The following is a 24,601-nucleotide window of genomic DNA, read 5'->3' as shown; positions in this document are numbered from 1 at the left end:
CCCCTGGGCGCCCCAGAAGGGGCCGCATCCCTCGCTGAGGCTCCCAGAACCACCCGGGAGGACCCGCGCGTCCACCGCCCCGCTCCAGAGGCCGCCGTCGCGGGGTCAGGCCGCCCTCCGGCCGTCGTGTGACCGAGGCCAGACGCCGACCGGCCGTCGTGTGGCCGAGGTCAGACGCCGACCGGCTTGAGCGGGCCCACGGGCCGGGGCAGAGCGAGCCCGCGTTCCTCCCACACCTGCCGCATCCGGTCCGGATAGTCGGTCACGATGCCCGTGACGCCCAGGTCGAGCATCCGCGCGGCCGTCGCCGCGTCGTTCACCGTCCACACCGCGACGGTCAGCCCGGCCGCCGCCGCCTGCGCCATCAGGGCCTCGTCCACCATCACGTGCTCGGGCGACAGCGTCGTGGCGCCGGCTGCACGCGCCGCGGCGGGAATGTCGTCGCCGAGGTCGTCGTGCCAGTGCAGCGTGTCGGGCTCGATCAGCGCGAACCGCCCGGTGTCCGGCGCCAGCTTGGCCGCGTGCCCGATGACGCGCCAGTCGAAGCTGAGGATGGCCGCGTTGCCGAGCCTGCCGTGCCTGTCGAGCTCGGCCACCACGGCCTCGGTGAACTCCAGCGGATCCGCCGTCAGCTCCGGCCTCGTCGGATCGGACTTCAGCTCGACGTGCAGCCGCACCGAATCGGCGTCGTAGGCGTTCACCAGCCCGAGCACCGCGCCGAGCGTCGGCATGCGCGTCTCCGGCATGGGCTTCTGGCTGAGCGCGAACGGGTCGTCAGGATGTCGCGGCAGCCGGACCCCCACGTCCAGCATGCGCAGCTGGGCGTGCGTGAGCGCGTTGATCGGCTTGCCCACGTAGGGGAACATCGGGTCCTGCGCGGTCAGCGGCCGCGTGTCCGCGCTCGTCACCGCGGAGACGGTGAGGTCGTGCGTGAGCACCATGCGGCCGTCCGCGGTGAGCGCGACATCGAGCTCCAGCGCATGGACGCCGAGCTCCATGGCACGGCTCAACCCGGGCAGGGTGTTCTCGGGCCAGAGGCCTCTCGCACCTCGGTGACCGTGAATTTCGGCATGCACACCGGGACCCTACCGCCCGTCCGCCGCGTTGACGCACCAGCCACGCCGGTAGCTGTTTGTCCAGGTCTCTCCGCTTCCATCCGGCGGGTCGTTCGCTCCCCGTGTTGTACGGCTACCGCACGGGAAAGCCCACCGTGGTCACCGGCCGGTGACCACGGTGGGCTTGGCCCTGCTTGCCGTACTGGATGGTCGACGCCGGGCCCCCGCGCACCGAGAACCCGACGTCCGGGCAGGTCAGACCAAGGAGTGGAGCTCGATCGTCTGGTCGCGGCCCGGGCCGACGCCGATCGCCGAGATGCGCGACTCGCTCAGCTCCTCCAGCGTCCGCACGTACGCCTGGGCGTTCGGCGGCAGGTCCTCGAAGGAGCGGGCCTTCGAGATGTCCTCCTGCCAGCCGGGGAACTCCTCGTAGATCGGCGTCGCGTGGTGGAACTCCGTCTGCGTCATCGGGATCTCGTCATGCCGCACCCCTTCGACGTCGTAGCCCACGCACACCGGGATCCGCTCCAGCCCGGACAGCACGTCCAGCTTGGTGAGGAAGAAGTCGGTGACGCCGTTGATCCTCGTGGCGTAGCGCGCGATGACCGCGTCGAACCAGCCGCAGCGGCGGTTGCGTCCCGTCGTCACGCCGTACTCGCCGCCCGTCGTGCGCAGCCAGTCGCCCATCTCGTCGGTCAGCTCCGTCGGGAACGGGCCCGAGCCGACGCGCGTCGTGTACGCCTTCAGGATGCCGATCACGCGCGTGAGCCGGTTCGGCGGGATACCCGCGCCCGCGCACGCCCCGCCGCTGGTCGGCGAGGACGACGTGACGAACGGGTAGGTGCCGTGGTCGATGTCGAGCAGCGTGCCCTGGCCGCCCTCGAGCAGCACGAACTTGTCCTCGTCCAGCGCCCGCTTCAGCACCAGCGAGGTGTCGGCGATGTGCGGCTTGAGCCGCTCGGCGTAGCCGAGGTACTCCTCCAGCACCTTCTGCCCGTCGATGCCGCGCCGGTTGTAGACCTTGGTCAGCACCTGGTTCTTCTCGCCGAGCACCGCCTCGATCTTCTGCGCGAGGATGCCGGGGTCGAGCAGGTCCTGCACGCGGATGCCCATGCGGTAGATCTTGTCGCCGTAGGCGGGACCGATGCCGCGCCCCGTCGTGCCGATCTTCGCCTTGCCGAGGTAGCGCTCGGTCACCTTGTCGAGCGCCTTGTGGTGCGGCATGATCAGGTGGGCGTTCGCCGAGATCAGCAGGCGTTCGGCGGAGATCCCTCGCTCGGCCAGGGCGTCCAGTTCGGACAGCAGCACGCCAGGGTCGATCACCACGCCGTTGCCGATCACGGGAACCACGTCGGGCGACAGGATGCCGGTGGGTACGAGGTGAAGGGCGTACTTCTCGTCGCCGATGACGATCGTGTGCCCCGCGTTGTTACCGCCCTGATAGCGGACCACGTAGTCGACGGCCCCGCCCAGCAGGTCGGTGGCCTTCCCCTTGCCCTCATCGCCCCACTGGGCGCCCAAGACAACGACAGCCGGCATGGTTATCTCTCCCGAGCAAAACGAAAACCCCTGACGCAAGTGCGACAGGGGCTCTTGCGTGGAGAGACTACCCGAGTATGCCCAATCGTCCCAAGAGCTAGCTCTTGGCGAGCGCGTCATAGGCCTCGGCGCTGCTGTCCTTCAGGAACTGCATGCACCGCTCGGCCTCGTCCTTCTCACCGATCGCCTGGGCGGCCCTGGACAGCGAGTAGAGGCAGCGCAGGAAGCCACGGTTGGGTTCGTGCTCCCACGGGATCGGCCCGTGCCCCTTCCATCCGCTACGACGCAGCTGGTCGAGCCCCCGGTGGTAGCCGGTACGGGCGAAGGCGTAGGAGGTCACGGCGTGGCCCTTGGCGAAGTACTCCTCCGCGAGCGCGGCCCATGCCGCCGGGTAGGCGGGGAAGCGCGCCGCCACATCCGACGCCTTGGCGCTGGATTCCAGCGCCTCCCGGGCCTCGGGCAGGTCCGGCAGGAGGGTCGGGGGCGGCCCGGCGAGAAGGTTATCCATAGGACAAGTCATACCCGTCAAGCGGGGAAAGTGGCTAGGAGATCTTCGTCGCAGTACAAGGACCTTCGCCATGGCGCGCTCCGCGCGTCGGGGCTCGGGCCGGCCCTTCGGGGGAGCCGACCCCCTTGGCAGTGGCCTTCCGGCCCCCACACCCCCGGTCGTGAAGCTGGTTCGACCTGCTGAGGAAGGCTTGGTGGACGTCGTCGAGGGTGAAGAAGCGTTCCGAGACGCCGTTCGAGGTCGTCCGGATCCCGCACCACAGCCCGACGGGCTAGTGGGCCGCGTCCAGCCGTACTCGCTGGTCCTCGGTGAGTTCCAGGTCGACGGCGGCGAGGCTCTCCTCGAGTTGCGCCACCGAGGACGCTCCCACCAGCGGGATCACCGGGAACCTGCCGCCGATCTGCCAGGCCAGCACCACCTGGTTCACGGTCGCACCGGTCTCGTTCGCGACCTCGCGCAGCACCGCCAGCCTGGCGGGAGTCCCTGGGTGGTCGTAGTCGTGCGGCAGCGGCTTGTCCGCCCTGGCGTACGCGCCGCCGAGCAGCGGCGAGTAGGCGACCAGGGTCAGGTCCGGCTCGGCGCGCAGGTAGCTCAGCAGCTCCGCACCCGCGTGGCCGAGGCTGCCGTCCTCGAAGATCGATTCGGGCACGTCGAAGCGCGGGCGCAGGTGGCTGTGCTGGTACTGCAGGACCTCGTAGCCGGGCAGCCCCGCCGCCGAGGCGATGGCGCGGGCCCGCTCCACCCGCCAGATCGCGTGGTTGCTCACCCCGAGCAGCCCGACCGTCCCCTCCGCCACGAGTTCGGCGAAGCCCTCGACGGTCTCGCGCAGCGGCACGGTGCGGTCCTCGATGTGCGCGTAGAGGAGGTCGAGCCTGTCCACGCCGAGCCGTTCCCTGCTGCGCTCGGCGGACTCCCTGAGCACCTTCGCCGACAGCCCCTCCGCGTTGTCGACGTAGCTGGTGCCGGGGGCCAGCGGCCGCGCTCCGAGCTTGGTGGCGATGACGATCTCGTCGCCGACGCCGCGGCTGCGCCGCCACCGGCCGAGCAACTCCTCGCTCTGCCCGCCCTGTCCGCCGTCGACCCAGAACGCGTAGTTGTCGGAGGTGTCGATGAACGTCCCGCCCGCCTCGACGTAACGGTCCAGGATGGCGAAGGAGGTCTTCTCGTCGGTGACCGAGCCGAGGAGCATCGCGCCGAACGCGAGGGCGCTCACCTGGCGGCGGGTCTTCGGGTCGGTGCCGATGGTGCGGTACTTCATGGCGTCCCTCCAGTCCGGCCCGCTGCTCTTTCCGGGCCCCTGCACGGGAGTCTGGAAGGTGGAGCGCGCTCCAGGTCAACCCCCATGCCGTCGGTACGGCGGGCCGCCAGGCGCTCGGGCCCGCCGCCGCGATCGTCGGATCCCTGCTCGAGGCGCCGGTGCCGTACGACTATGGTGGTCGTAGGCGCGTGAGGGTGCCCCCGGGTCCGCGGGCAGGACAGAGTCCACCTCGACGCAAGCCGATCGCCTTGGTGACGATCTCCTTTCGGCCTGGAACGCGGACCGCAGGCTCACGAGGGAGACGTCATGTCCGACCTTCCAGCGCGCCCTGATCTCAGCCAGCTGCGTCGCCAGGCCAAGGAACTGCTGCGTGCGGCCAAAGCGGGCGACCCCGCCGCGCGGGAGCGCGTGAGCGTGGTCTCGCAGCGCCAGACCCTGGCCGCCGCCCAGTTGGCGCTCGCCCGCGAGTACGGCTTCGCCAGCTGGGCGAAGCTGAAGACCGAGGTTCAGCGACGCGACGTCCTCAACGACAGGGACCTGACCCGCCTGGCCGCGCTGCTCGCCGACCAGCCCGAGCTGGCCAGGACGAGCATGCGCCACTGGAGCGACCACCCCACGGGAGCCTCCCCTCTCGGCTACATCGCGATGCTGCGCTTCGACGCGGGTCGGCTCGGCCTGAGCGGGCCGCTGCCCGGCACCGGCGCCGTCGCCCGAGCGCTGATCCAGGCGGGCGCGCCGGTGAACGGCGAGCCGGGCGACAGGGAGACCCCGCTCATCACCGCCGCCAGCTACGGCGACGCCGAGGTGGCCGCCGTGCTCATCGAGGCGGGAGCGGACCTGGACGCGACCGCGGCCCCCACCTCGGGCGGCGTTCCCGGCGGCACCGCGCTGTCGCATGCCGCGGTGTTCGGCATGACCGAGGTGGTCGACGTCCTCAGCGCGGCGGGCGCGCGGATTGACGACATCAGTGAGGCGGCGGCGGTCGGCGATCTCACCGGCTGGCTGGGCCCCGGCACCCCGCTCGACGACCGGGTCCGTGCGCTGGTGATGGCCGCCGACCATCAGCGGCTGGACGTCATCGACCAGCTCCTGGACGCGGGAACCCCGGTCGACGCCGAGGACGCCGTCTACCGGCGTCAGGCGCTCCGCCTGGCCGCCGTCAACGGCCGAGCCGCCGCCGTGGAGCACCTGCTGCGGCGCGGCGCCGACCCCGACCTGCGGGACTCTGTCCACCAGCGCACCGCGCTGGAGTGGTGCGGGCACGAACGGCAGGGGCCGCACCGTGAAACGGTCGAGGCGCTCCTGCGGCCCGTTACGCACCTGTCCGGCTGATCCCGTGCCTTCACTCGTCCCGCCCGTAAATCGATCAATGGTCGGTATGGTGCGGTGGGGTCAGACGGCTCCTGGGCGCGGGAGGTATCACGATGTCGGCGGTCATCGACAAGGTGGCGTGGGTGCGGCTGGAAGGCGGCAAGATCCTGAGCACGCGCTCCCGTGGTAAGGACACCTACTACATTCCCGGCGGCAAGCGGGAGGAGGGGGAGACCGACACCGAGACGCTGCTGCGGGAGATCGAGGAGGAGCTCACCGTCGCGATCCAGGCCGACACCATCGCCCACCTCGGTGTCTACGAGGCCCAGGCGGACAGTCATCCTGACGGGGTACTGATCCGCATGAGCTGCTACAGCGGCGAGTACCGGGGCACGCTCGCCCCTAGCAGCGAGATCGAGGAGGTCGTGTGGCTGACGTACGCCGACCGCGACAGGATCTCCCCGGTGGATCAGCTGATCTTCGATGACCTCAAGGCGGCGGGCCTCCTGGACTGAACCGCGGTTTCGCCGCGCGACGGTGGCGCCGGTGAGCCGCGTCCGCGCGGGGTACGCGGATGTTATGGTCCTAAGCATGTCGAGAGTGCGGCGATTTATCCGCCCCCGGCTGGCGACGCCAGCCGCTGGGGCGCATCGGCGTGCTCTGACCTGACAGGAAGACGGCGGCCGCATCGGTGCTCAGCGGCGGGCCGGCCGGGGGAGACCTCCCGTCCGCTGCGAACCGATCGGATTCCCCCATGTCTTCTGTCTCATCCCACGTGCCTGACCTCTCTTCCCGCGTGTCCGACGGCTCCTCTCGTGCGCTCGACGCCGACGAGCTCGCTCGGGCGTTGACCGTCCGAGATCTGAGCGACCCCGCCCAGGGGCCGCACGCCATCCAACTCGTCGTCGACACCCTCGTTCGGGCTCTTGGGGCCTCCTGGCGCAACGACGTCCGGATGGTCCGGGCTCATCCCTTGGTGCCCGTCGAGGACAACTACGAACGGCTCGGCTACCCGCCGGACGCCGTCACCCGAGACGCCCGCTACACCCGCTATACCAGCGAGACCTGCATGCTGCGCAGTCACACCAGCGCCGTGATCCCGCCCACCCTCCGCGCGCTGGCAGGCCAGGGCGGCGTCGGCGGAGGGTACGGCTGGCGCGACGTCCTGCTCGCCTGTCCAGGACTGGTCTACCGGCGGGACGTCGTCGACCGGATCCACACCGGCACCCCGCACCAGCTCGACCTGTGGCGCATCGTTACAAGACGGCCGATGGACACCGGCGACCTCGAGGAGATGATCGCCACCGTCGTGGGCGCGATCCTTCCAGGCGTGCCGTACCGGACCATCCCGGCAGACCACCCCTACACCTCGAACGGCCGCCAGGTCGACGTCCAGGTCGGCGACGAGTGGATCGAGATCGCCGAATGCGGCCTGGCCTCTCGACAGGTCCTGGCAGGGGCAGGACTGGACCCCACGGTCAGCGGCCTGGCCATGGGCCTCGGGCTGGACCGGCTGCTGATGCTCCGCAAGCGGATCCCCGACATCCGCCTGCTGACGGCCGCAGATACGCGCATCGCCGGCCAGATGCTCGACCTGGCCCCCTACCGGCCGGTGTCCAAACACCCGCCGATCTCCCGCGACCTGTCGGTGGCGGTGCCCGCCGACGCCGACGCGGAGACACTCGGTGGAGCGGTCCGCGACGCACTCGGCTCCCACGCCGACGCGATCGAGGAGATCCGCGTCATGTCCGAGACTTCGATCGAAGACCTGCCACCCGCTGCGATCGAACGCCTGGGCGCCCGGCCGGGCCAGAAGAACGTCCTGCTGCGCATCGTGCTCCGCGACCCCGCCAGGACCCTGTCCGACGAGGAGGCGAACAGCCTGCGCGACCACGTCTACGCTGCCGTCCACCAGGGAACCGCCCACCAGTGGGCCGCCCCCGCCCTCCGAGCCACGTGAGTCCCGCGCAGGCCGCCAGAACGGCCGCATCCCGTCCTCCGAGCCACATGAGTCCCGCGCAGACGGTCAGAACGGCACCTCCGCCGGCCACCTGACCCGCCTGACCGGCCCGGATCCAGCGGCTGCCGAGCGCCGACGCCATAGGACCGACCCCCTGACACGCATCGTTCGTGCCGGGGCTCGGTCCGGCGTCCGGCGCGGCGGCCGCGAGACCACCGGCAGGGCCGGTTTGTCAGGCGTCCGTCAGCGCCACAGCGGCCAGAACCGAGGCCGCGACCCCACCGGCGACCACCAGCGAGGCCGCGAGCAGCGGAAGACGCAGGATCCACGTCCGCAGCCACGGCCGCGACGTCATGTCGGCGAGAACATCCCGCCCACGCAGTACGGCAAGGCCGACCCCCGCCAGGGTGACCGCCATCCCCACGCCGAACGCCGCCACCATGGCGAGGGCGTAGGTCGCTCTACCGGTGAGGAGGCCGGTGAGCAGCAGGAGGAAGGCCGAGGGTGAAGGAAGCAGTCCTCCGGACACGCCGATCGTCACGATCCCTCGCCAGGTGAGCAACGAGCCACCATGCCCATGCCCATGCCCATGGCCGTGCCCGTGCCCATGCCCATGCCCATGGCCGTGCCCGTGCCCATGGGCACGGCGGTTGCGGAGATGCCGGTGGACGAGGCCGATGCCCACCGCCAGCACGATGAGCGCGGCGGCCAGTTGCATCCACCGGGTCACCACTCCCAGGTCCGGCGCCGTGTCCATCGCGATCCACCAGCCGACGGCCAGCACCCCTACCGACACCGTGTGCATGACCGCCACGACCATCCCGAGCCAGACCGCGTCCCTGGCCCGGCCGTTGCCGCCGAGCAGGTACCCGGCCGTCAGCGTCTTGCCGTGACCGGGCGCGCAGGCGTGCGCCGCGCCCGCCACCAGCGCGACCAGCAGAGCGAGAGGGAGCAGCACGTCCGACTCCATCAGCGACGACAGCTCCGCCGTCCAGACCGAGACCGGACCCGCTGAGGCGGGCGTGCCCGAGACTCCCTGCCCGTCCCCGAGGGTGAGGGCGTGGGCCGGAGCCGTGGCCGTGTGCAAGGCGCCGCCGCCTCCGGGGGTGGTGGACACGGTCCGGTAGTTCGGGTTCACATCGGTCAGCATGGTGATCGTCAGCGTCACCTCCCCGGCCTTGGCCGGGCACCTGAACCGCAGGACCGCGCCGGATGTGGCGAGGGCCTCGGTCCTGACGACCTCCAGCGGGCATGACGTACTGCCCTGCGCCACCCCGATGTGCGCGCCGAGGTAATCGCGGACGGCGCCGGCGGCCGGGCCGTTCAACCGCGCGAGCAGGTCACTCGGCGCGGGCCCTCCGGTGGGCGACGGCTGAGGCCCGGTGAAAGGCGACACGGGCCCGGTGGAGGGCCGCGCGAGCGTGGCATTCCCTGAGGCGGCCCGGACGAGGGCCGCGAGGTCGTCCTCGGCCGCCGACCAGGTCACCTCGACCGCGTGGCCGTCCGCCGTGAGCTTCGCCACGAGCGGCGGGCCGAAGGGGTGTGCCCACCCCTGGCCCGCCGCTCCCAGCAGGACCGCCGCCGCCACACTCGCCACCGCGAGCAGGCGAACCAGGACCCGTGTCAGAAGCACGATCACCGACCGGGACCGCCGTGGCCGCCGCGCGACTTCCTGGTGACCAGCGCGTGGATGGAGCCGTCGTCCGTCAGCGCGTAGAGCACGTTCCCGGTCACCGACAGCGCCGACGCCACACCGCCGCCCAGGTTGTACTCGGCCAGCTTCCGGCCGCTCGCCCGGTCCAGCGCCACGACGCGCCCATCCCAGGTCGTGGCGTACACCGTGGTCTCCGTCGCCAGCGCGTGCATCGCCGGAGATCCGGGTCCCGCGCCCGCGCACCCGGCCGCGACGCGCCACTTGTCATCCATCGGGCTCTCCCCTGGCAGGTAGCCCATGGACGTCTCCCAGACGGGCGTCCCCGGCGTCGCCGAGGCCGTGTCGTAGGCCCTGACCACGCCGTCGATGCTGGCCACGTAGGCCATCTCACCCCTGGTCGCGGGGCTCGTCGCGGGAGGCGGCCCAGGCTCGCAGGCGCTGGCCGTACCGAGCTTGGCCTGCCACAGCACCTTGCCGCCCGCCTGCAGGTCGTGACCGCGCACGCCGGAGGTGGTCGCGGTCACCATCCGCGTGTCCGTGAACACAGGGGAGGACTGGGTGAAGAGGTCGCCGCCCGTGTCCACCGAGGACTGCCGCGTGCAGGTGGCCAGGTCCATCGCGATCAGCGACTGGCTGGACCCCGAGTGCAGGTAGGCGGTGGTCGAGCCGGCCCGCCGCACGGCGGTGCTGTGGAACTCGCCCCACGCGCCCGGCGCGCTGAACCCACCGGGCAGGCGGGTGCCGGTCCTGGCGTCGCGGCAGCGCACGCCGTCCCATTCCTGGTAGACCGCCACGCTGCGGCCGTCGGGCAGGTCGAACACGCTGACGGGACCACCGGCGCGACCGTAGCGGCGTACGGTCGACCCGGTGACCTGCTCGGCGTCGATCGTCTCCCAGACCACCTTGCCGGTCCTCGCGTCGAGGGCGTAGACGCGCCCGACGCCCGTGGTGAGGTACACCTTGCCGTCGTGCACGGTCGGGAAGGACTCGGCGTCGCCGTCCAGGTAGGTCCGCCAGCTCTCCGCGCCGGTCCTCGCGTCGTAGGCGAGCATCATGCTGTACGGCGAGTCGAAGGCCTGCGAGGCCACGATCACCTTGCCGTCCCAGACGGCTGCGCCGTTGAGGTGGAACTGCTCACCGGTGTTGGCCGCCCACGCCAGGTCGAGCATGGCGCCGGGATCGTCCTTGGCCGACGAGCGGCCCTCCTCGTCACCGCCCTGCCTGGTCCAGTCCTGGCCGGGGGACGGCTTGAGCGGCCGCAGGTCGGCGTTCACCTTGAAGGTGGTCCTGACCGTCGGCCAGGTCTTGCCCGCCGTGTCCTTGACCACCAGTTCCGCGGTGTACGTGCCGGGCAGCAGGCCCTTGATCCGGTCGCTCACCCTGGTCCACGACACGTGCGCCTGCGGGCAGGCCTCCGCCGTGCCTCCTGGCGGCGTGTAGCAGTTGACGGTCCCCTTGGGCGAGGTGGCGCGGCCGAACGGCATCGCCTTCTCCCGCCAGACGGTCAGGCCGTGCCGGCGCAGCGTCAGCGAGGCCGTCGCGGGGGTGCGGCCGTCGTCCTCCGCGTACAACTCCACGGGCACGCCCGACCAGACGCTGTGCACGCTGTCCTGGGCGGGGCTGACCAGCGCGACGTCGTCGTCGACCTCGAACTGGCGGCGCGTGCCCGTGATGTAACCCGTGTCCTTGCCGGTGATGCCGCTGAAGTCGAGCACCTTGTAGTCGGGCCTGGCGGCGTCGATGCCGTACGTGCCCATGTTGTTGACCTCGACGGACCTGGCGAAAGCGCCGCGCCTGTACTCGGCCTGCTGGTTGTGGCCTGCCGCGAACATCCGCACGTCGTACTTGGCCAGCTCGTCCACGATCGGCTGCATCCCCGCGCCCGGACCCCAGCGCGTGAACAGCGAGCGGTGCGCGAACACCAGCACCTGCTTGCCCTTCGCGTGCCTGCGCAGGTCCTCGCGCAGCCAGGTCAGCTGCGGGGCGAGGCCACTGGCGTCGTAGTTGTCCTCGAGGACCACGACGTGCCGGCCGTTGCGGTCGAAGCTGTACCACTCGGGACCGAGGTTCCTGCGCCAGTACTCCAGGCTGCCGCCGTAACCGGTGGAGGTCGCGGTGCCGCCCACGTCGTGGTTGCCGATGACGGGATAGAACGGCATGCCGAGCGCGCCCTTGCGCAGGCCTTCGCGCAGCAGGTCGTAGCCGCCCTGGCGCCGGGGCTCCTCCGCGTAGTCGGTCACGGTCAGGTCGCCCGTGGTGATCGTCATCGTGGCGCGATGCACCTCGGACATCGCCTCGACGTGCCCCTGCCACTGCGGCAGCGCGCTCTTGGCCTCGGCGTCGGTTCGGTTGCCCACCTCGACGTCGGAGACCATCAGCCACTTCTCCTGCGGGTTGGCCGCATTGGTGTCCGGCACCAGCGCGAAGTCGAGACGCTGCCCGTCCTTCACCTCGCGGAAGTAGGTGGGCACGTAGTCGTCGCGCAGCACCGGCGTGTAGCCGTCCGGTGAGACGACGTTGACCAGGTCCGTCTCCCTGCGCGACTTGTCGACGGTCAGCGTGTAGCCGCCGTCGGAACCGGTGGTGGCCCAGACCGCGCCGTCGGTGACGGACACGCCCGGCAGGCTTTTCTCGCCCTCGTCCCTGACGCCGTCGGCGTCCCGGTCGGCGAAGACCGTGCCCTCGACGGTCACGGGTTCGGCGGCCGCCCCGGTCAGCGTGAACGTGACGGGAGCGGAGAGCGGCTCGTAGCCGTCGTTGGCCATGAAGTGCGCGCTCCACGCGCCTTCCCCGAGCGCGGAGGTGGACAGGGTGACGGTCCCCGACGCGAGCGGCGCCCGCACCCAGGTACGCGAGGCGACCTGGCCGGGCTTGTCGGTGGCCGCGTAGAGACCGACCCAGTTGAGCGCGCCCGGCTTGTCGGAGGTGTAGCTGAACGTGACCGGCTGTCCGGCCTTGGGGTTGACCGTCGTCAGCGCGAGCGTCCCGCTGTCAGCGGCACTCGCGCTCGGCGTCGCGGTGGCGGTCGGCGTCGAGGTCGCGGTCGCCGCGTCCGCGGTCGGGGTCGCGGTCGGGGTCGCGGTCGTGCCGTCTGTGGTCGTGCCGTCTGTGGTCGTGCCGTCTGTGGTCGTGGTGTCGGCGGTCGGGGTCGCGGTCGTCGTGGTCGGCTCCGGGTCGGCCAGGGCGGCCCCCGGGGCGAGCACGACCACGGCCAGCGCCGCCGCGACGGCCGCGCCCACGGCGCGCCTGGGCGCTCGCCGCACCTGCGAGCCCGTACGGCGTCGCCGCACGGCCAGCAGCACGCCACCCAGGATCAGCGCGAGGATCACGGCAAGGAGGAGGCCGAGGGCGATCAAGGCGATCGACGAGGAGGCGGCGGCGTGTGCGCCGGCCGCATCGACGACGGGCAGCTCGGCCGTCACGTTCACGGTGGTGCCGTCGAACTCGGTGATGATCTCCGACAGCCCGCCGGCCCTCAGCACGGCGCCGAGATCCAGGCTGTCCACCGAGCACGACCACGCGAGCTCGATGACCACACCGTCGGGGATGCCGCCCGTGTCACCGGAGACCCCCTGCGCGGTGACCGGACATCCACCCGCGAGCAACCCCTTCGCCCAGGCTCCGGCCTGCTCCGGCGTGACCACGTCCTTGTGCACAACCAAGCGCGCGCTTGTTGTGCTCGTAGTGGAGTGGACGACAAGCTCGGCATGCTGCCGACTGAGGTGGGCGGAGGCCGGACCAGCGGCGATTCCCAGCGCAACGATCAGCGAAGCGATTAACGTGGCGAGTATCCGCCCAGGCTGAAATGCGCGATATGTGGCTATAGGCATGCGCACTAAACTAGACAAGTTGAAGATGGGCGGACGAGAGCAGGACGACGATGTTCACCCACCCACCCCAAGAATTCACCCCACCGCGACCGCCAGGCCGTGGGCCTGGTTCGCGCGCACAGAGGAAGGCGGCCACGGCGGGTCAGGCGCGTGCCGTTCCCACCCGCAGGGCGGGTGTCAGATCCCCGTCTCGGGTGCGCGCAGGAACCAGATGGCCGTCTCGCCCCCGTTGAGGCCGGTCCGGGTGGTGATCAACGCGGTGCCTGCCCGGGTGAAGGAGGGGAGGCCGTCGGGCCGGCCCGACCACAGCACCTCGCCGTCGACGCCGGCGGTCACGGTGACCCTGCGGCCTTCGCGGTGGATGACGCGCAGGCCCTGCGGCGTCCACTTCACCGCCGCGCGCTCGCCGGAGACCTCGAAGCGCTCCAGCTCCGCCGTCCCGAAACGGAACAGTGCGACCGCTCCCTCGCCACCGACCGCCAGGGTGCCGCCGTCCGGCGCGAAGGCCGGGCCCGCAGCGGATTCGCCGACGGGACGATTGACCAGGACCTCTCCGGACGGAACCGCTCGGATCACCAGTTTCCCTTCCTGGCCGAGATAGGCAAGCCGTTCTCCCGCATGGTCCAGAACCGGCGGTCCGTGGAGATGAGCCCCCGCGCTGAACAGAACGTCACCGGTCGCAGCCTCGACGACCACGACGCGTCCCTTTCCCGCGTCGGCGGCGACCGTGTCCACACCGACCAGCCGGCGACCGTCTCCGCTGAACGCCACGACGACCTCCGACCCGTCCCGCGGATCGAACCGCCACGGATCGGCCTCGTCGTCGGGCCCCGCCGACCACAGGAGCTCCGAATCGCCGGTACGCCACACTCCCAGGCGCACACGGTCGCCGCCGGTGTCCATGCCGATCGCGACCAAGGACCCGTCGGGGCTGAACTCCACGTCGTAGGCCGTTCCCGCCGAGAACCGGTCATCCACGCCCGGGATCAACAGCGGCCGCCACGATCCGGCGTCGACGTCCCACAGCCCGGCGTCACCGCCGACGTGGTCGCCCTTCCGCTCCCCGGCCACAACGAGCCATCGCAGGTCGGAGCTCACCGCCGCCGTCACCACCCCGTGCTCGAGGTGGGGCTCGTCCTCCGCCGCGGCGGCGTCGTCATCGTCGAGGCGGATCCCCGGACGCCACAGGACGTAGTGGTCGGCGAGCGCGTGCCAAGGGTGGTGATCGCCGCGACGCGACTCCCGCCACCAGCGTTCCGGCATCGCGCGCTTCCCTGTCCAGCCGCGTAGATCGTCTCTCAGGACGTCGAGCCGCTCGGCAGGGAGCCCTTCGGCAAGTCTGGTGATCTCCTCCCAGGCCGTTTCGGTGTGGTCGCCGTCCAGCAGGATCTTCCACTGTTCAAGCATGCGCTTCCACGCCCTCATCGCGTGATTGGCCGACAGAGGCATCATGCGCCCGCACCGGGGATCAGCGCATCAGGCAGCCGCCAGGCGTTTCAGCAGCGGCGGCCGTTTGGTGCGGGGGAGCCGGGAGCCGGGCTCCCCCGCGAAGGCGGAGGCCCAGGTGGTCAGAGCTTGGTTCCCGCCGACTTGAGGTCCTGGCAGGCCTGGACGATGCGGGCCGCCATGCCCGCCTCGGCCGACTTGCCGTACGAGCGGGGGTCGTAGACCTTCTTGTTCCCGACGTCCCCGTCGACCTTCAGCACCCCATCGTAGTTGCGGAACATGTGGTCCGCGATCGGCCGGGTGAACGCGTACTGAGTGTCGGTGTCGATGTTCATCTTCACCACGCCGTAGGAGATCGCCTCGTGGATCTCCTCGAGGTGCGATCCGGAGCCGCCGTGGAAGACCAGGTCGAACGGCTTCTCCTTGCCGTACTTGGCGCCGACCGCGTCCTGGATCTCCTTGAGCACCGGCGGGCGCAGCTTGACGTGTCCTGGCTTGTAGACGCCGTGCACGTTGCCGAAGGTCGCGGCGAGCATGTAGCGGCCCTGGTCGCCGATGCCGACTGCTTCGGCGGTGGCCAGCGCGTCCTCGGCGGTCGTGTACAGCTTCTCGTTGATCTCGCCGACGACGCCGTCCTCCTCGCCGCCGACGACGCCGATCTCCATCTCCATGATGATGTTCGCGCGGCGGCACTTCTCCAGGAGCTCGCGCGCGATCGAGAGGTTCTCGTCCAGCGGTACGGCGGAGCCGTCCCACATGTGGGAGTTGAAGATGGGGTCGCCGCCGCGCTCAAGGGACAGCTCGATCAGCGGCCGCATGAAGCCGTCGAGCTTGTCCTTGGGGCAGTGGTCGGTGTGCAGCGCCACGTTCACGGGGTAGTTCTTGGCCACCACCCTCGCGTATTCGGCAAGCGCCACCGACCCGGCGACCATGTCCTTCACCGTGGTGCCGGAGAGGAAGTCGGCGCCACCGGTGGACACCTGGACGATTCCGTCACTCTCGGCCTCGGCGAATCCGCGGAGGGCGGCGTTCAAGGTCTGCGATGAGGTCACGTTGATCGCCGGGTAGGCGAACCCGCCCGCTTTGGCCCGGTCGAGCATCTCGGCGTAGACCTCTGGAGTCGCGATAGGCATGGTTCATCTCCCTGGGATGTTCTTCGGCTTCGCGGTGCCAGTATTCCGGCTCCCTACCCGCTGGGGTAGTGACAACGCGTGCCCGATAATGACCGCCTGCCACGGTAGGCTCAGCCCGTGGAATCGATCCTGGACCTCGTGGACCCGCAGTGGTGGCTCACCATGCTCGGCGCGTTCGCGACGATCGGCGTGCTCGCCATCATCTTCGCCGAGACGGGTCTCCTGATCGGCTTCTTCCTGCCGGGCGATTCGCTGCTGGTCGCCGCGGGCATTTTCAGTTCCGCGGCGGCGGCCAAGGGCATCGGCATCGAGCCGCTGTCGTTTCCCGTGCTGGTCATCGGCACGCCGTTGTGCGCGGTGGCGGGGGCGCAGCTGGGGCATCTGATCGGCGCGAAGGTCGGGCGCAAGCTGTTCGACAGGCCTGATTCGCGGCTGTTCAAGCGCGAATACGTGGAGAAGGCCGAGTACTACTTCGAGAAGTTCGGTCCCGCCAAGGCCGTGGTGATCGCGCGGTTCGTGCCGATCGTTCGCACGTTCATGAACCCGGTGGCCGGCGTGCTGGAGATGCCCGCACGCAGGTTCTTCTTGTGGAACGCTCTCGGCGGCGTCCTGTGGGTCGAGAGCATGCTGCTCATCGGCCACTTCCTGGGCAACCAGGTCGACCCCGCCAAGATCGACAAGTACATCCTGCCGGGTGTCTTCCTCATCGTGCTGATCTCGGTGATCCCCATCATCATCGAGGTCGTGAAGAGCCGCAGGGGCGGCGGCCAGAGGGCTCCCGAGCCGCAGGGCAAACACCACCGCATTCCGTAATGCCTCTCGGAGGGCGGCCACCCCGTTGGCTACCCTCCCCCTTGTGGGACGGCATAGATCCGATCCGATGGGGATGGCCCGCCTGGCGCTGATCGGCCTGGGGGTCGTCCTGCTGGTGGCCCTTGTCTTCGTCGGGGCCCGCTCGCTCATGGCCACGCTGTCCGCCGCAGCCCCCACGCCGGGGCCGTCGGCGACACCGAAGAGCTCGGTCACGGCGACGCGGAAGGTGCCGACGCTCTCCATCGTGTGCAGGGCGGAGAGCTGCCCGCTGGTGCTGGTACGGGTGCCGGGCGGTGATGTGCTCAACGACCGTGACCTGACCGGCGGCGAGGAGATCTCCTTCTTCGACGCCGAGCTCGACGTCGCGGTCGAGGACGCGGGCACGGTCGAGGTCACCGTGAACGGCACGTCCCGCCCTGCGGGCAAGGCGGGTCAGCGCGAGACGTTCTCCGTCACGCGTTCAACCCCAAGTCCGGCAGGGTGAACGCGCTGAGGTACTCGATGCCCTCCTCGGCCATCTTGCCCGCCGCGCCGCGCTCGACGATGGTGGCGACGGCGACCACGTGTGCGCCGGCCTCGCGCGCCGCCGCCACGGCGGTCAGCGGGGAGCCGCCGGTGGTGGAGGTGTCCTCGACGACGAGGACCCTGCGGCCCTCGATGTCGGGGCCTTCGATCCTGCGCTGCATGCCGTGCGCCTTCTGCGCCTTGCGCACCACGAAGGCGTCGAGCGTACGGCCCCGCGCCGCGGCCGCGTGCAGCATGGCCGCCGCGACCGGGTCGGCGCCCAGCGTGAGGCCGCCCACCGCGTCGTAGTCGAGGTCGGCGGTGAGGTCGAGCATGACCTTGCCGACGAGCGGCGCGGCCACGCCGTCGAGCGTGATCCGCCGCAGGTCGAGGTAGAAGTCGGCCTCCATTCCCGAGGAGAGCACGACCTTGCCGTGCACGACGGCCTTCTTCAGGATCTCGGCCAGCAGGTTCTCGCGGTCAGTCATGCCCACAAGCTTAAAGTCGCCGGCGGGCGACGCCGCCTGCGCAGGCCGCGCCGAGGTCCGGAAGCGCCGATCCGCCTCTCCAAAACCCCTCTCAGTCAAAGACGGCCTTCGGGGTTAGTCATGACGCGGAATGCGGAATGATTCCTGCGGCAACTCCAGGTAATCGTGAGGTCACTATGAGTGTCGAACCGCCGCAAAGTGATGCGGATCTCCTCGAATCGGCTCGCACGGGCAACGCCGCCGCATTCGGAGACCTGTGGAAGCGTCATGTCGGCGCGGCCCGCTCTCTCGCCCGGCAGATGGTCGACGGCGAGGACGTCGTCGAGGACGTGGTCGCCGAGTCCTTCACCAAGATCATCGAATTGGTAGGGCGCGGCGAAGGGCCGGAGGCGGCCTTCAGGCCATACCTGCTGACGGTCGTCCGCCGCACGATCTACGACAGGGACCGCGTGGAGAGCCGCCAGGTGACCACGAGAAAGATCGAGCTGTTCGACCCCGGAGTGCCCTTCGTCGATCCCGCGCTCACCGGCCTGGAGAGGTCACTGCTCGCCAGAGCGTACCTGTCGCTGCCCGAGCGCTGGCGGCTCGTGCTGTGGCACACCCAGGTGGAGAACACCAAGCCCGCCGACGTGGCCCCGATGCTCGGCCTGTCGGCCAACGGCGTGGCCGCGCTGGCCTACCGGGCCAGGGAGGGGCTGCGCCAGGCCTACCTGCAGATGCACCTGGCGGGGGCGCCGCACCAGGCGTGCAGGCCGGTGCTCGGCAAGATGGGCGCTTACGTGCGTGGCGGGCTGACCAGGCGCGACAACAGGCTCGTCGACGAGCACATCGACGACTGCGGCGAATGCCGCGCGGTCTTCCTCGAACTGGCCGACGTCGACCAGGGCCTGCGCGTCATCGTCGGCCCCCTGTTCGTCGGCCCCTTCTACGCCGCCTATGTCGCGGGCCTGGCCAAGGAGGGCGTCACGGGCGGCGGTCTGCTCCACGCGCTCGGCTGGATCAGGCGGGCGCCCAAGCGCCGCCAGGCGGCGCTGGCGGGCGGCGTCACCGTGGCGGTCGCGGCGGCCGCCGTCGTGGTGCTGGCCTCCGACGACCAGCCGCTCCCGCCACGGGCCCTCCCGACGATCGTCCCGCAGCCCTCGCCCGTGCGGCCCGACCCCGAGCCCGCGCAGTCCAGGCCGAGACACAAGCCCCGGCTGGTCCCGCCGCCCGTGGAAGCGCCCACCCCCGCCGAGCAGTCGGGCAAGGCCAAGCTCCGCGCCTCGATCCAGCCGCTCGGCGCGCTGGTCAAGGCCGAGCCCGGCATCGTCGCGGTACGGCTGCGCAACAAGGGGAAGGCGGCCAGCGAGGAGCTCGTCGCACTGGTTGACCTGCCGGAGGGCGTCACGCTGGTCCCGACCCACGCCAGAGGCAACGGCGTCGGCACGGTCGAGCCCGTCGGCACGGTCGACGGCTGGTCGTGCGCCCCGGAGGGCGGCGGCGCCAGGTGCGTCAGGGGTCCGCTGGCCGCGGGCAGGACGACGGCCGTCTTCCTGCGCGTCGAGGTGGCCGCCCACGCGCCCGAGGGGTCGGGCCCCGCCGTACGGGTCTCCTCTGCCGGGGTGAGCGTCAACGCGAGCGCGAGCGCGGGGGTGAAGGCCGAGGGGGCGCCCGCCAGGTTCGCCACCGACGGCAAGGTCGTCGTCAGGGCGGTCGGCAACACCCTGCTGACCTGCCCGGCCGAGCACGCGGGCTGCGGCGAGACGCGGCAGGGCAGGGAGCAGGGCAGACGTGACAACGACCTGTGGCCGATGGTGGCCCTCGACGCCGACGACGTGCCGTCGACGAGATCCTCCAGCAGCGCCCGTCTGCGGATGCCGGACGGCGGGCGCGTCGTCTGGGCGGGGCTCTACTGGTCGGGCAGTGTGAAGCGGCCGGGCCCGATCAAGTTCAGGGCGGCGGGGGCCAAGCGCTACCGGAACGTCCTTCCCGACCAGGTCGTGCGGCGGCAGCTGCCCTCGGGGCCCGGCTACCAGGCCTTCGCCGACGTGACCGAGCTGGTCAGCGACTCCGCGCGCAAGGGAACGTGGTGGGCGGCCGACGCGCCGATGCGGGAAGGCGTCTCCGAGCACGCCGGATGGAGCCTGGTGGTGATCGCGACCGATCCGCGCAGGCCGTACAGCCAGGCGTTGGTCCTGGACGCGGCCACGGTCGTCGGCGGCGACGAGTCGCACCTGGACCTGCCGCTGGGCGGGCTGATCCCCGCGGCGAGCCCCGCCGACATCGAGCTGGTGACCTGGGAGGGCGACGCCGACCTGCGAGGAGACCGGGTGTCCGCCGGCACCTCCGTGGGCGGTGACCGCGATGAGGGCAACGTCTTCGACAGCTCCTCCAACGGCGCGACGGGGATGACGTTCGGCGTCGACGTCGACTCGTTCAAGGCCACGCTGGCGGACCAGCCGTCGCTGAAGATCTCCACCGAACGTGATGTCGTGCTGTTCGGCGTGGCGGCCGTGAGCGTACCGGCGCGCTCGTGACCCAGAACAGGACAAACTGGTACGGTCGGCGTGAATCTGCTGGCGTCCCGCCGATTCGCCGGGATTCACCCTCGAACGATCAGATGCTTCATTACCCTGAGAGAGGGCCGCCGAGTCCGGCTCTGGCGGTGCGGAGCCGGTAGGAGTCGGACCACATGAAAGGGGCGGTGTCAGTGGATCGCTGCGCGCTGTTCGTCGACGCTGGCTACCTGCTGGCCGACGGCGCGATGGCCGTGCATGGGACCCGCCATCGCGAAGCCGTCTCATGGGACTATCCGGGTCTGCTCCAGCTGATGACCAACCTGTCGCGCGAGCGCACCGGTCTCCCGCTGCTGCGCTGCTACTGGTACGAAGCGACCGTCGAGGGCAGGCGCACGCCCGAACACGACGTGCTCGCCGACATCCCCGGACTGAAGCTCCGCCTGTCGCGCATCAGGCCGGGTCGCCGCGAAGGCGTCGACGCGCAGGTGCACCGCGACCTCATGACGCTCGCCCGCAACAGCGCGATCTGCGACGCGGTCGTGATCAGCGGCGACGAGGATCTCGCCCAGGTGGTCTGCGACGCCCAGGACCTCGGCATCCGCGTCACCGTCGTCCACATCACCGCCGACGGCAGCTGGGCGGTGTCGCGGTCGCTGCGCCAGGAGAGCGACGACCTCATCGAGATAGGCGGCGGCCACCTGCGACCCTACGTCAACCTCGTCTCAGGCTCCACCGAGGCCTCCAACGGCGCCCAGCCCGTCAGCAACGGCCAAGCCGCCCACGCGCTGCCGCCGAGCCCGGCCCCGTCACCCCTGACCCAGCAGTCGTCCCTGACCCAGCAGTCGTCCCTGACCCAGCAGTCATCCCTGGCTCCGTCACCCTTGACCGCACCACCGCCGGCCCAGCCGTCCGCGCCGCCCGTCCAGTCCGGCAGCCACGCCGCCCACCTGGCCAACGCGCCCACGCAGAGCCAGCCGCTGCCGCCCGTCACACCCGCGCCGCCTGCTCCCAGCCGGGCACAGACGCCGCCGCCCGCGCTGGCCGCCTACCCGAGCTACCAGCCGGAGCCCGCGCCCCAGCAGCCGCCACCCGTGCCCCCACAGCCCGCGCCCGCCGCCCCGACCGTCTCGCACAGCCCGACGGGGCCGATGCAGAGCACCGGCCAGTTCCCCTCGGCCGCCAGCGGCGGCACCTACCAGCCCACCCAACTCGGCCCCTACACGGGCCCGCAGCCCGCGCCCGTCGCCGCCACCCCCGTCACCGGCGGAGCGACCACGCTGGCCGACGCGGTGAAGGCAGCCCATAAGGAAGGTCACGACTTCGGCGAGTCGGTCGCCCGCGACGCGCCCGCCCTGTGGCTGGAAGCGGTGCTGGCCCGCAAACCACGCATGCCGTCCGACCTGGAGGCGCGGCTGCTGCAGGGCTCGTCGCTGCCGATCGACTTCCTCCTGCACGACGAGGTACGGCACGCCCTGCGACGCGGTTTCTGGGACGCGTTGGAGCGCGCCCGCCGCTGACCCCGACAGGCTCACGCTCGACGACAGCACACACGCGACGTCTCTGGAGTCTTCGCGCAGCCGCCCGGAAGAGAGTCCGGCGCGCCCCTGACCGACATGCGATCCCATGGTCTGCCGCAGCCCCTCGCTGATCGGCGCTGCTCGATAAAATGACGAGAAATGTCGACAATCCGCCATTCTCCGTCTGCGACAACAGGCATCCTCCCGCTGCCTGCGGGCGCCGGGATCGACGCTCACTGGCACGACGAGAACCAGATCGTCTACGCCGGCCGCGGGGTGCTGGCAGTCACGACCGACGCGGGCAGCTGGATCGCCCCTGCCACCAGGGCGATCTGGATCCCGGCCGGAACCGTCCACGAGCATCGCGCCTACGGCGACACCGACCTCCACCTGGTGGGACTGCCGGTGAAGGACAACCCGCTGTCCCTGGACCAGCCCGCGGTCATCAGCGTCGGCCCGCTGCTGCGCGAGCTGATCATCGCCTACACCGTGCAGCCCGCCGACCGCACCGCCGAACGCCGCCGTCTACGGGCCGTCCTGCTCGACCAGCTCCGCCACTCCGCCCAGCAGCCCGTCCACGTGCCCGCCGCCAAAGACCCGCGTCTGGTCGCGGTGTGCGCCATCCTTCGCGACGACCCGGCCGACAACCGAACCCTGGCGCAACTCGGCGCCGCAGCCGGCGTCAGCGACCGCACCCTGACCCGGCTCTGCCGAGCCGAACTCGGCATGAGCTTCCCGCAATGGCGCACCCAACTCCGCCTGCACCACGCCCTGCGCCTGCTCGCCGAGGGCAGCCCGGTCACAGCCGTCGCACACCAATGCGGCTGGGCGTCCAGCAGCGCCTTCATCGACGTCTTCCGCCGAGCCTTCGGCCACACCCCCGGCACCCACCGCACCCACTACTGACCATCGCGACCGCCCAAGCCGCACCCCGCGCGACGAACCACGCGGGACGGGCCTGACGGACCGGTCAGCAGGCCACGGAGCCGCCCGACACCATGAGCGATGGTCGAACGGCTGGCACGGGCTCGCTCGAAAGCCGAGCAGGCCAGCACGGGATGACAACGACGGGGGGCTACGCAGTCATCAGTCCAGCCATGCTCCGGCGGCGGCCGCGTCTGTCACGAAACCGGCGAAGTCGCGAGGTGGACGGCCGAGGGCACGCTGTACTCCGTCAGACAGGTGCTCGTCCATGCCGCGCCGGATAGGGGCGATCGCGTCGGCATAGGCTTGGGCATCGATCTTCGGCCAGCCCTCGTCTTCCAACTGGACGATGAACTCCTCGACGGTCAACGGCACGTAGCGCACCATGCGGCCGGTGGCCTCTGAGATCAACGCGACGGCCTCGGCGATGGACAGCGCGCGGGGCCCGGACAGTTCGTACGTCTGTCCTTCATGCCCGTCCTCGGTCAGCGCGGCGACCGCCACCGCGGCGATGTCTTCTGCGTCGACGAAGCTCACCGCGCCGTCACCGGCAGGCAGGCGTACCTCGCCGGCCAGCACCGCGTCGCGGAAGAAGCCTTCGCTGAAGTTCTGCGCGAACCATCCGGGCCGGAGAATCGTCCAGGCCAGGCCGCAGGAGCGCACCGCGTCCTCGCCGTCGATGTGGGTCTTGCCCGCCGCGCTGTTGTCGCCCGCGTAGCCGGGCACGTCCACTCCGCGCCCCGACAGCAGCACGATGCGCTCGACGCCGAGGTCCTTCGCCCGCTGGACGAACGGTCGTGTCAGCAGTTCGCCGTCGTGCGGCACGATAAAGACGGTCCGTGAGCCGTGCAGGGCGGCGTCCCAGGTGTGCTGGTCCGGCCAGTCGAAGCGAGGGGTGCCGGAGCGAGACCCCGCGCGGACGGCCACGTCCATGCGCCGAAGGTGGGACACGATCCGCGTGCCGACCTTGCCGGTACCGCCGGTGATCAGAATCGGTTGTTGCGTCATGGGACTACTCAACCCCTGGTGGAGTGAGCGGTGCGATGGCCGTGACGCTCAGTTCGATGTTCGAGCGTCTAACCTTGTGGCTCATGGACACGCTGACGGATCTGCTGGAGGGAGTGCAGGCACGAGCGGCCCTCATCCATCGGTCGGTCATGACTTCGCCGTGGTCTCTGCGTTTCGCCAGCGGCGCCCCACTGACCCTCCTCACCATGCTGGAGGGACAGGCCTGGATCATCCCGCCCGACGGTGAGGCGGTGGCGATCGGCCCCGGCGACGTCGCGGTCGTCCGCGGGCCCGCCTCGTACACCGTTGCCGACGACCCCGCCACTCCACCTCAGCACGTGATCACCAGCGCCTCCTACTGCGCGGAAACCGCGCGGGCGATCGAGGATCGCGAACCGGCCATGGATCCCCGTTCCTGCGGCATCACGGAAAGCGGCTCGGCCGTCCTGCTCAGCGGCGCCTATCAGGGCCGGGCCGGCATCAGTGACAGCCTGCTCAACGCCCTGCCCGACATGGTCGTCGTCACCGACGACGAAGGGTGTTCCCCCCTGCTCACGCTGGTGGCGGCGGAAGTCGTACGGAACAGGCCGGGCCAGCAGGCCGTGCTGGACCGGCTGCTCGACCTGCTGCTCGTCACCACGTTGCGCGCCTGGTTCGACCGTGCGCAGACGCACGCCCCGGTCTGGTACCGCGTCAAGGACGACTCCATCGTGGGCACAGCCCTCCGCCTCATACACGGCAACCCGGCCCACCCATGGACAGTGGAAAAGCTCGCCGCCAAGGTCGGCGTCTCCCGCGCCGCCCTGGCACGCCGGTTCACCACCGAGGTCGGCGAGCCACCCATCACCTACCTGGCCAATTGGCGTATCGCCCTGGCGGCCGACCTCCTCCGCAACACCGAGGCCACCGTCGGCTCCATCGCGCACAAGGTCGGATACTCCGGCACCTTCGCGCTCAGCGTCGCGTTCAAACGCCGGCTTGGGACCACCCCAAGCCAATACCGAGGCGCCACCCTGCCGAACCAGCGCAGCAGTTGATCGTCTCTGCACGTTTACGTGTACGTGGCTCTGCGGTCGAAGCCGTACGCCGACACCGGTGAACGTTCGTGGTCACCGCACTAGTCCAGGCGCATCACGCCAATCCACGTGGTGGAGT

General features: G+C 70.7%; 19 protein-coding genes. 9 read left to right on the top strand and 10 right to left on the bottom strand.

Features of this window, described 5'->3' with window-relative positions; translation table 11 throughout:
• Positions 1-170: 170 nt before the first annotated feature.
• The 4 genes from AB0B45_RS12795 to AB0B45_RS12780 all read right to left on the bottom strand — a co-directional run bounded on the left by AB0B45_RS12795 (position 171) and on the right by AB0B45_RS12780 (position 4,360).
• Positions 171-1,076, bottom strand: coding sequence for a glycerophosphodiester phosphodiesterase family protein (locus AB0B45_RS12795; RefSeq protein ID WP_358129182.1), 906 nt, complete (start codon positions 1,074-1,076; stop codon positions 171-173).
• Positions 1,077-1,310: 234 nt separating this feature from the next.
• Positions 1,311-2,594, bottom strand: a complete 1,284-nt coding sequence (locus tag AB0B45_RS12790; protein ID WP_358129181.1) for an adenylosuccinate synthase — start codon at positions 2,592-2,594, stop codon at positions 1,311-1,313.
• A gap of 97 nt (positions 2,595-2,691) precedes the next feature.
• Complete coding sequence (locus AB0B45_RS12785; protein WP_358129178.1) at positions 2,692-3,102, bottom strand: DUF3151 domain-containing protein; 411 nt, start codon at positions 3,100-3,102, stop codon at positions 2,692-2,694.
• A gap of 271 nt (positions 3,103-3,373) precedes the next feature.
• Positions 3,374-4,360, bottom strand: a complete 987-nt coding sequence (locus tag AB0B45_RS12780; protein ID WP_358129176.1) for an aldo/keto reductase — start codon at positions 4,358-4,360, stop codon at positions 3,374-3,376.
• A gap of 306 nt (positions 4,361-4,666) precedes the next feature.
• On the opposite strand from AB0B45_RS12780, the gene AB0B45_RS12775 reads away from it, so the two are divergent.
• The 3 genes from AB0B45_RS12775 (at position 4,667) to AB0B45_RS12765 (ending at position 7,631) form a co-directional block, all read left to right on the top strand.
• On the top strand, positions 4,667-5,692 hold the full coding sequence (locus tag AB0B45_RS12775; RefSeq protein ID WP_358129173.1) for an ankyrin repeat domain-containing protein: 1,026 nt from the start codon (positions 4,667-4,669) through the stop codon (positions 5,690-5,692).
• A 92-nt stretch (positions 5,693-5,784) separates the two neighbouring features.
• Positions 5,785-6,186 (top strand): NUDIX domain-containing protein, encoded by a 402-nt coding sequence (locus AB0B45_RS12770; protein WP_358129171.1) that lies wholly within the window; start codon positions 5,785-5,787, stop codon positions 6,184-6,186.
• 239 nt (positions 6,187-6,425) lie between these two features.
• Complete coding sequence (locus tag AB0B45_RS12765; protein WP_358129168.1) at positions 6,426-7,631, top strand: hypothetical protein; 1,206 nt, start codon at positions 6,426-6,428, stop codon at positions 7,629-7,631.
• Positions 7,632-7,863: 232 nt separating this feature from the next.
• Here AB0B45_RS12765 and AB0B45_RS12760 read toward each other — a convergent pair whose 3' ends face one another.
• From AB0B45_RS12760 to fbaA, 4 genes are all read right to left on the bottom strand, one after another.
• On the bottom strand, positions 7,864-9,264 hold the full coding sequence (locus AB0B45_RS12760) for a hypothetical protein (RefSeq protein WP_358129165.1): 1,401 nt from the start codon (positions 9,262-9,264) through the stop codon (positions 7,864-7,866).
• 2 nt (positions 9,265-9,266) lie between these two features.
• Positions 9,267-12,941, bottom strand: a complete 3,675-nt coding sequence (locus AB0B45_RS12755; RefSeq protein WP_358129430.1) for a PQQ-binding-like beta-propeller repeat protein — start codon at positions 12,939-12,941, stop codon at positions 9,267-9,269.
• A 351-nt stretch (positions 12,942-13,292) separates the two neighbouring features.
• Positions 13,293-14,522: a hypothetical protein gene (locus AB0B45_RS12750; RefSeq protein WP_358129163.1), complete on the bottom strand. Its 1,230-nt coding sequence runs from the start codon at positions 14,520-14,522 to the stop codon at positions 13,293-13,295.
• A gap of 161 nt (positions 14,523-14,683) precedes the next feature.
• Positions 14,684-15,694 carry a class II fructose-bisphosphate aldolase gene (gene fbaA, locus AB0B45_RS12745; RefSeq protein ID WP_358129161.1) on the bottom strand — a complete coding sequence of 337 codons (1,011 nt, stop codon included), beginning with the start codon at positions 15,692-15,694 and terminating at the stop codon, positions 14,684-14,686.
• A gap of 117 nt (positions 15,695-15,811) precedes the next feature.
• Here fbaA and AB0B45_RS12740 point away from each other — a divergent pair, with 117 nt between their 5' ends.
• Both AB0B45_RS12740 and AB0B45_RS12735 read left to right on the top strand, forming a co-directional pair.
• The gene (locus tag AB0B45_RS12740) at positions 15,812-16,507 is read left to right on the top strand and encodes a DedA family protein (RefSeq protein WP_358129159.1); all 696 of its coding nucleotides are present in this window, start codon (positions 15,812-15,814) and stop codon (positions 16,505-16,507) included.
• A gap of 43 nt (positions 16,508-16,550) precedes the next feature.
• A complete protein-coding gene (locus tag AB0B45_RS12735) occupies positions 16,551-16,991 on the top strand; it encodes a hypothetical protein (protein ID WP_358129156.1) in 441 nt (146 codons plus the stop codon).
• Here AB0B45_RS12735 and pyrE read toward each other — a convergent pair.
• Complete coding sequence (pyrE, locus tag AB0B45_RS12730) at positions 16,960-17,499, bottom strand: orotate phosphoribosyltransferase (RefSeq protein ID WP_358129154.1); 540 nt, start codon at positions 17,497-17,499, stop codon at positions 16,960-16,962. The genes AB0B45_RS12735 and pyrE overlap by 32 nt on opposite strands.
• Positions 17,500-17,675: 176 nt before the next feature.
• Here pyrE and AB0B45_RS12725 point away from each other — a divergent pair, with 176 nt between their 5' ends.
• The 3 genes from AB0B45_RS12725 (at position 17,676) to AB0B45_RS12715 (ending at position 22,420) form a co-directional block, all read left to right on the top strand.
• Positions 17,676-20,015 carry a sigma-70 family RNA polymerase sigma factor gene (locus tag AB0B45_RS12725; RefSeq protein WP_358129151.1) on the top strand — a complete coding sequence of 780 codons (2,340 nt, stop codon included), beginning with the start codon at positions 17,676-17,678 and terminating at the stop codon, positions 20,013-20,015.
• A gap of 173 nt (positions 20,016-20,188) precedes the next feature.
• Positions 20,189-21,514 (top strand): NYN domain-containing protein, encoded by a 1,326-nt coding sequence (locus tag AB0B45_RS12720; RefSeq protein ID WP_358129428.1) that lies wholly within the window; start codon positions 20,189-20,191, stop codon positions 21,512-21,514.
• Positions 21,515-21,673: 159 nt separating this feature from the next.
• Positions 21,674-22,420 (top strand): helix-turn-helix transcriptional regulator, encoded by a 747-nt coding sequence (locus tag AB0B45_RS12715; protein ID WP_358129148.1) that lies wholly within the window; start codon positions 21,674-21,676, stop codon positions 22,418-22,420.
• Positions 22,421-22,600: 180 nt separating this feature from the next.
• Here the strand turns inward: AB0B45_RS12715 and AB0B45_RS12710 are convergent, their stop codons facing one another.
• Positions 22,601-23,446, bottom strand: coding sequence for an SDR family oxidoreductase (locus AB0B45_RS12710; RefSeq protein ID WP_358129145.1), 846 nt, complete (start codon positions 23,444-23,446; stop codon positions 22,601-22,603).
• Between the two features lie 83 nt (positions 23,447-23,529).
• Here AB0B45_RS12710 and AB0B45_RS12705 point away from each other — a divergent pair, with 83 nt between their 5' ends.
• Entirely contained in the window at positions 23,530-24,483 is a 954-nt protein-coding gene (locus AB0B45_RS12705; protein ID WP_358129142.1) for an AraC family transcriptional regulator, read from the top strand.
• Positions 24,484-24,601: the final 118 nt, after the last annotated feature.

The organism is Nonomuraea sp. NPDC049152 (genome assembly GCF_040648355.1).
In the GTDB taxonomy this organism is placed as follows: Bacteria; Actinomycetota; Actinomycetes; order Streptosporangiales; family Streptosporangiaceae; genus Nonomuraea.
Note: the sequence above shows the minus strand (reverse complement) of the source record. Positions and strands in the feature narration are given on the sequence as shown.

Coding starts and splice junctions, on each gene's coding strand:
- AB0B45_RS12790 (WP_358129181.1), bottom strand. CDS start 2,594: ATGCCGGCTGTCGTTGTCTTGGGCGCCCAGTGGGGCGATGAGGGCAAG.
- AB0B45_RS12785 (WP_358129178.1), bottom strand. CDS start 3,102: ATGGATAACCTTCTCGCCGGGCCGCCCCCGACCCTCCTGCCGGACCTG.
- AB0B45_RS12780 (WP_358129176.1), bottom strand. CDS start 4,360: ATGAAGTACCGCACCATCGGCACCGACCCGAAGACCCGCCGCCAGGTG.
- AB0B45_RS12775 (WP_358129173.1), top strand. CDS start 4,667: ATGTCCGACCTTCCAGCGCGCCCTGATCTCAGCCAGCTGCGTCGCCAG.
- AB0B45_RS12770 (WP_358129171.1), top strand. CDS start 5,785: ATGTCGGCGGTCATCGACAAGGTGGCGTGGGTGCGGCTGGAAGGCGGC.
- AB0B45_RS12765 (WP_358129168.1), top strand. CDS start 6,426: ATGTCTTCTGTCTCATCCCACGTGCCTGACCTCTCTTCCCGCGTGTCC.
- AB0B45_RS12750 (WP_358129163.1), bottom strand. CDS start 14,522: ATGCTTGAACAGTGGAAGATCCTGCTGGACGGCGACCACACCGAAACG.
- fbaA (WP_358129161.1), bottom strand. CDS start 15,694: ATGCCTATCGCGACTCCAGAGGTCTACGCCGAGATGCTCGACCGGGCC.
- pyrE (WP_358129154.1), bottom strand. CDS start 17,499: ATGACTGACCGCGAGAACCTGCTGGCCGAGATCCTGAAGAAGGCCGTC.
- AB0B45_RS12725 (WP_358129151.1), top strand. CDS start 17,676: ATGAGTGTCGAACCGCCGCAAAGTGATGCGGATCTCCTCGAATCGGCT.
- AB0B45_RS12715 (WP_358129148.1), top strand. CDS start 21,674: ATGTCGACAATCCGCCATTCTCCGTCTGCGACAACAGGCATCCTCCCG.
- AB0B45_RS12710 (WP_358129145.1), bottom strand. CDS start 23,446: ATGACGCAACAACCGATTCTGATCACCGGCGGTACCGGCAAGGTCGGC.
- AB0B45_RS12705 (WP_358129142.1), top strand. CDS start 23,530: ATGGACACGCTGACGGATCTGCTGGAGGGAGTGCAGGCACGAGCGGCC.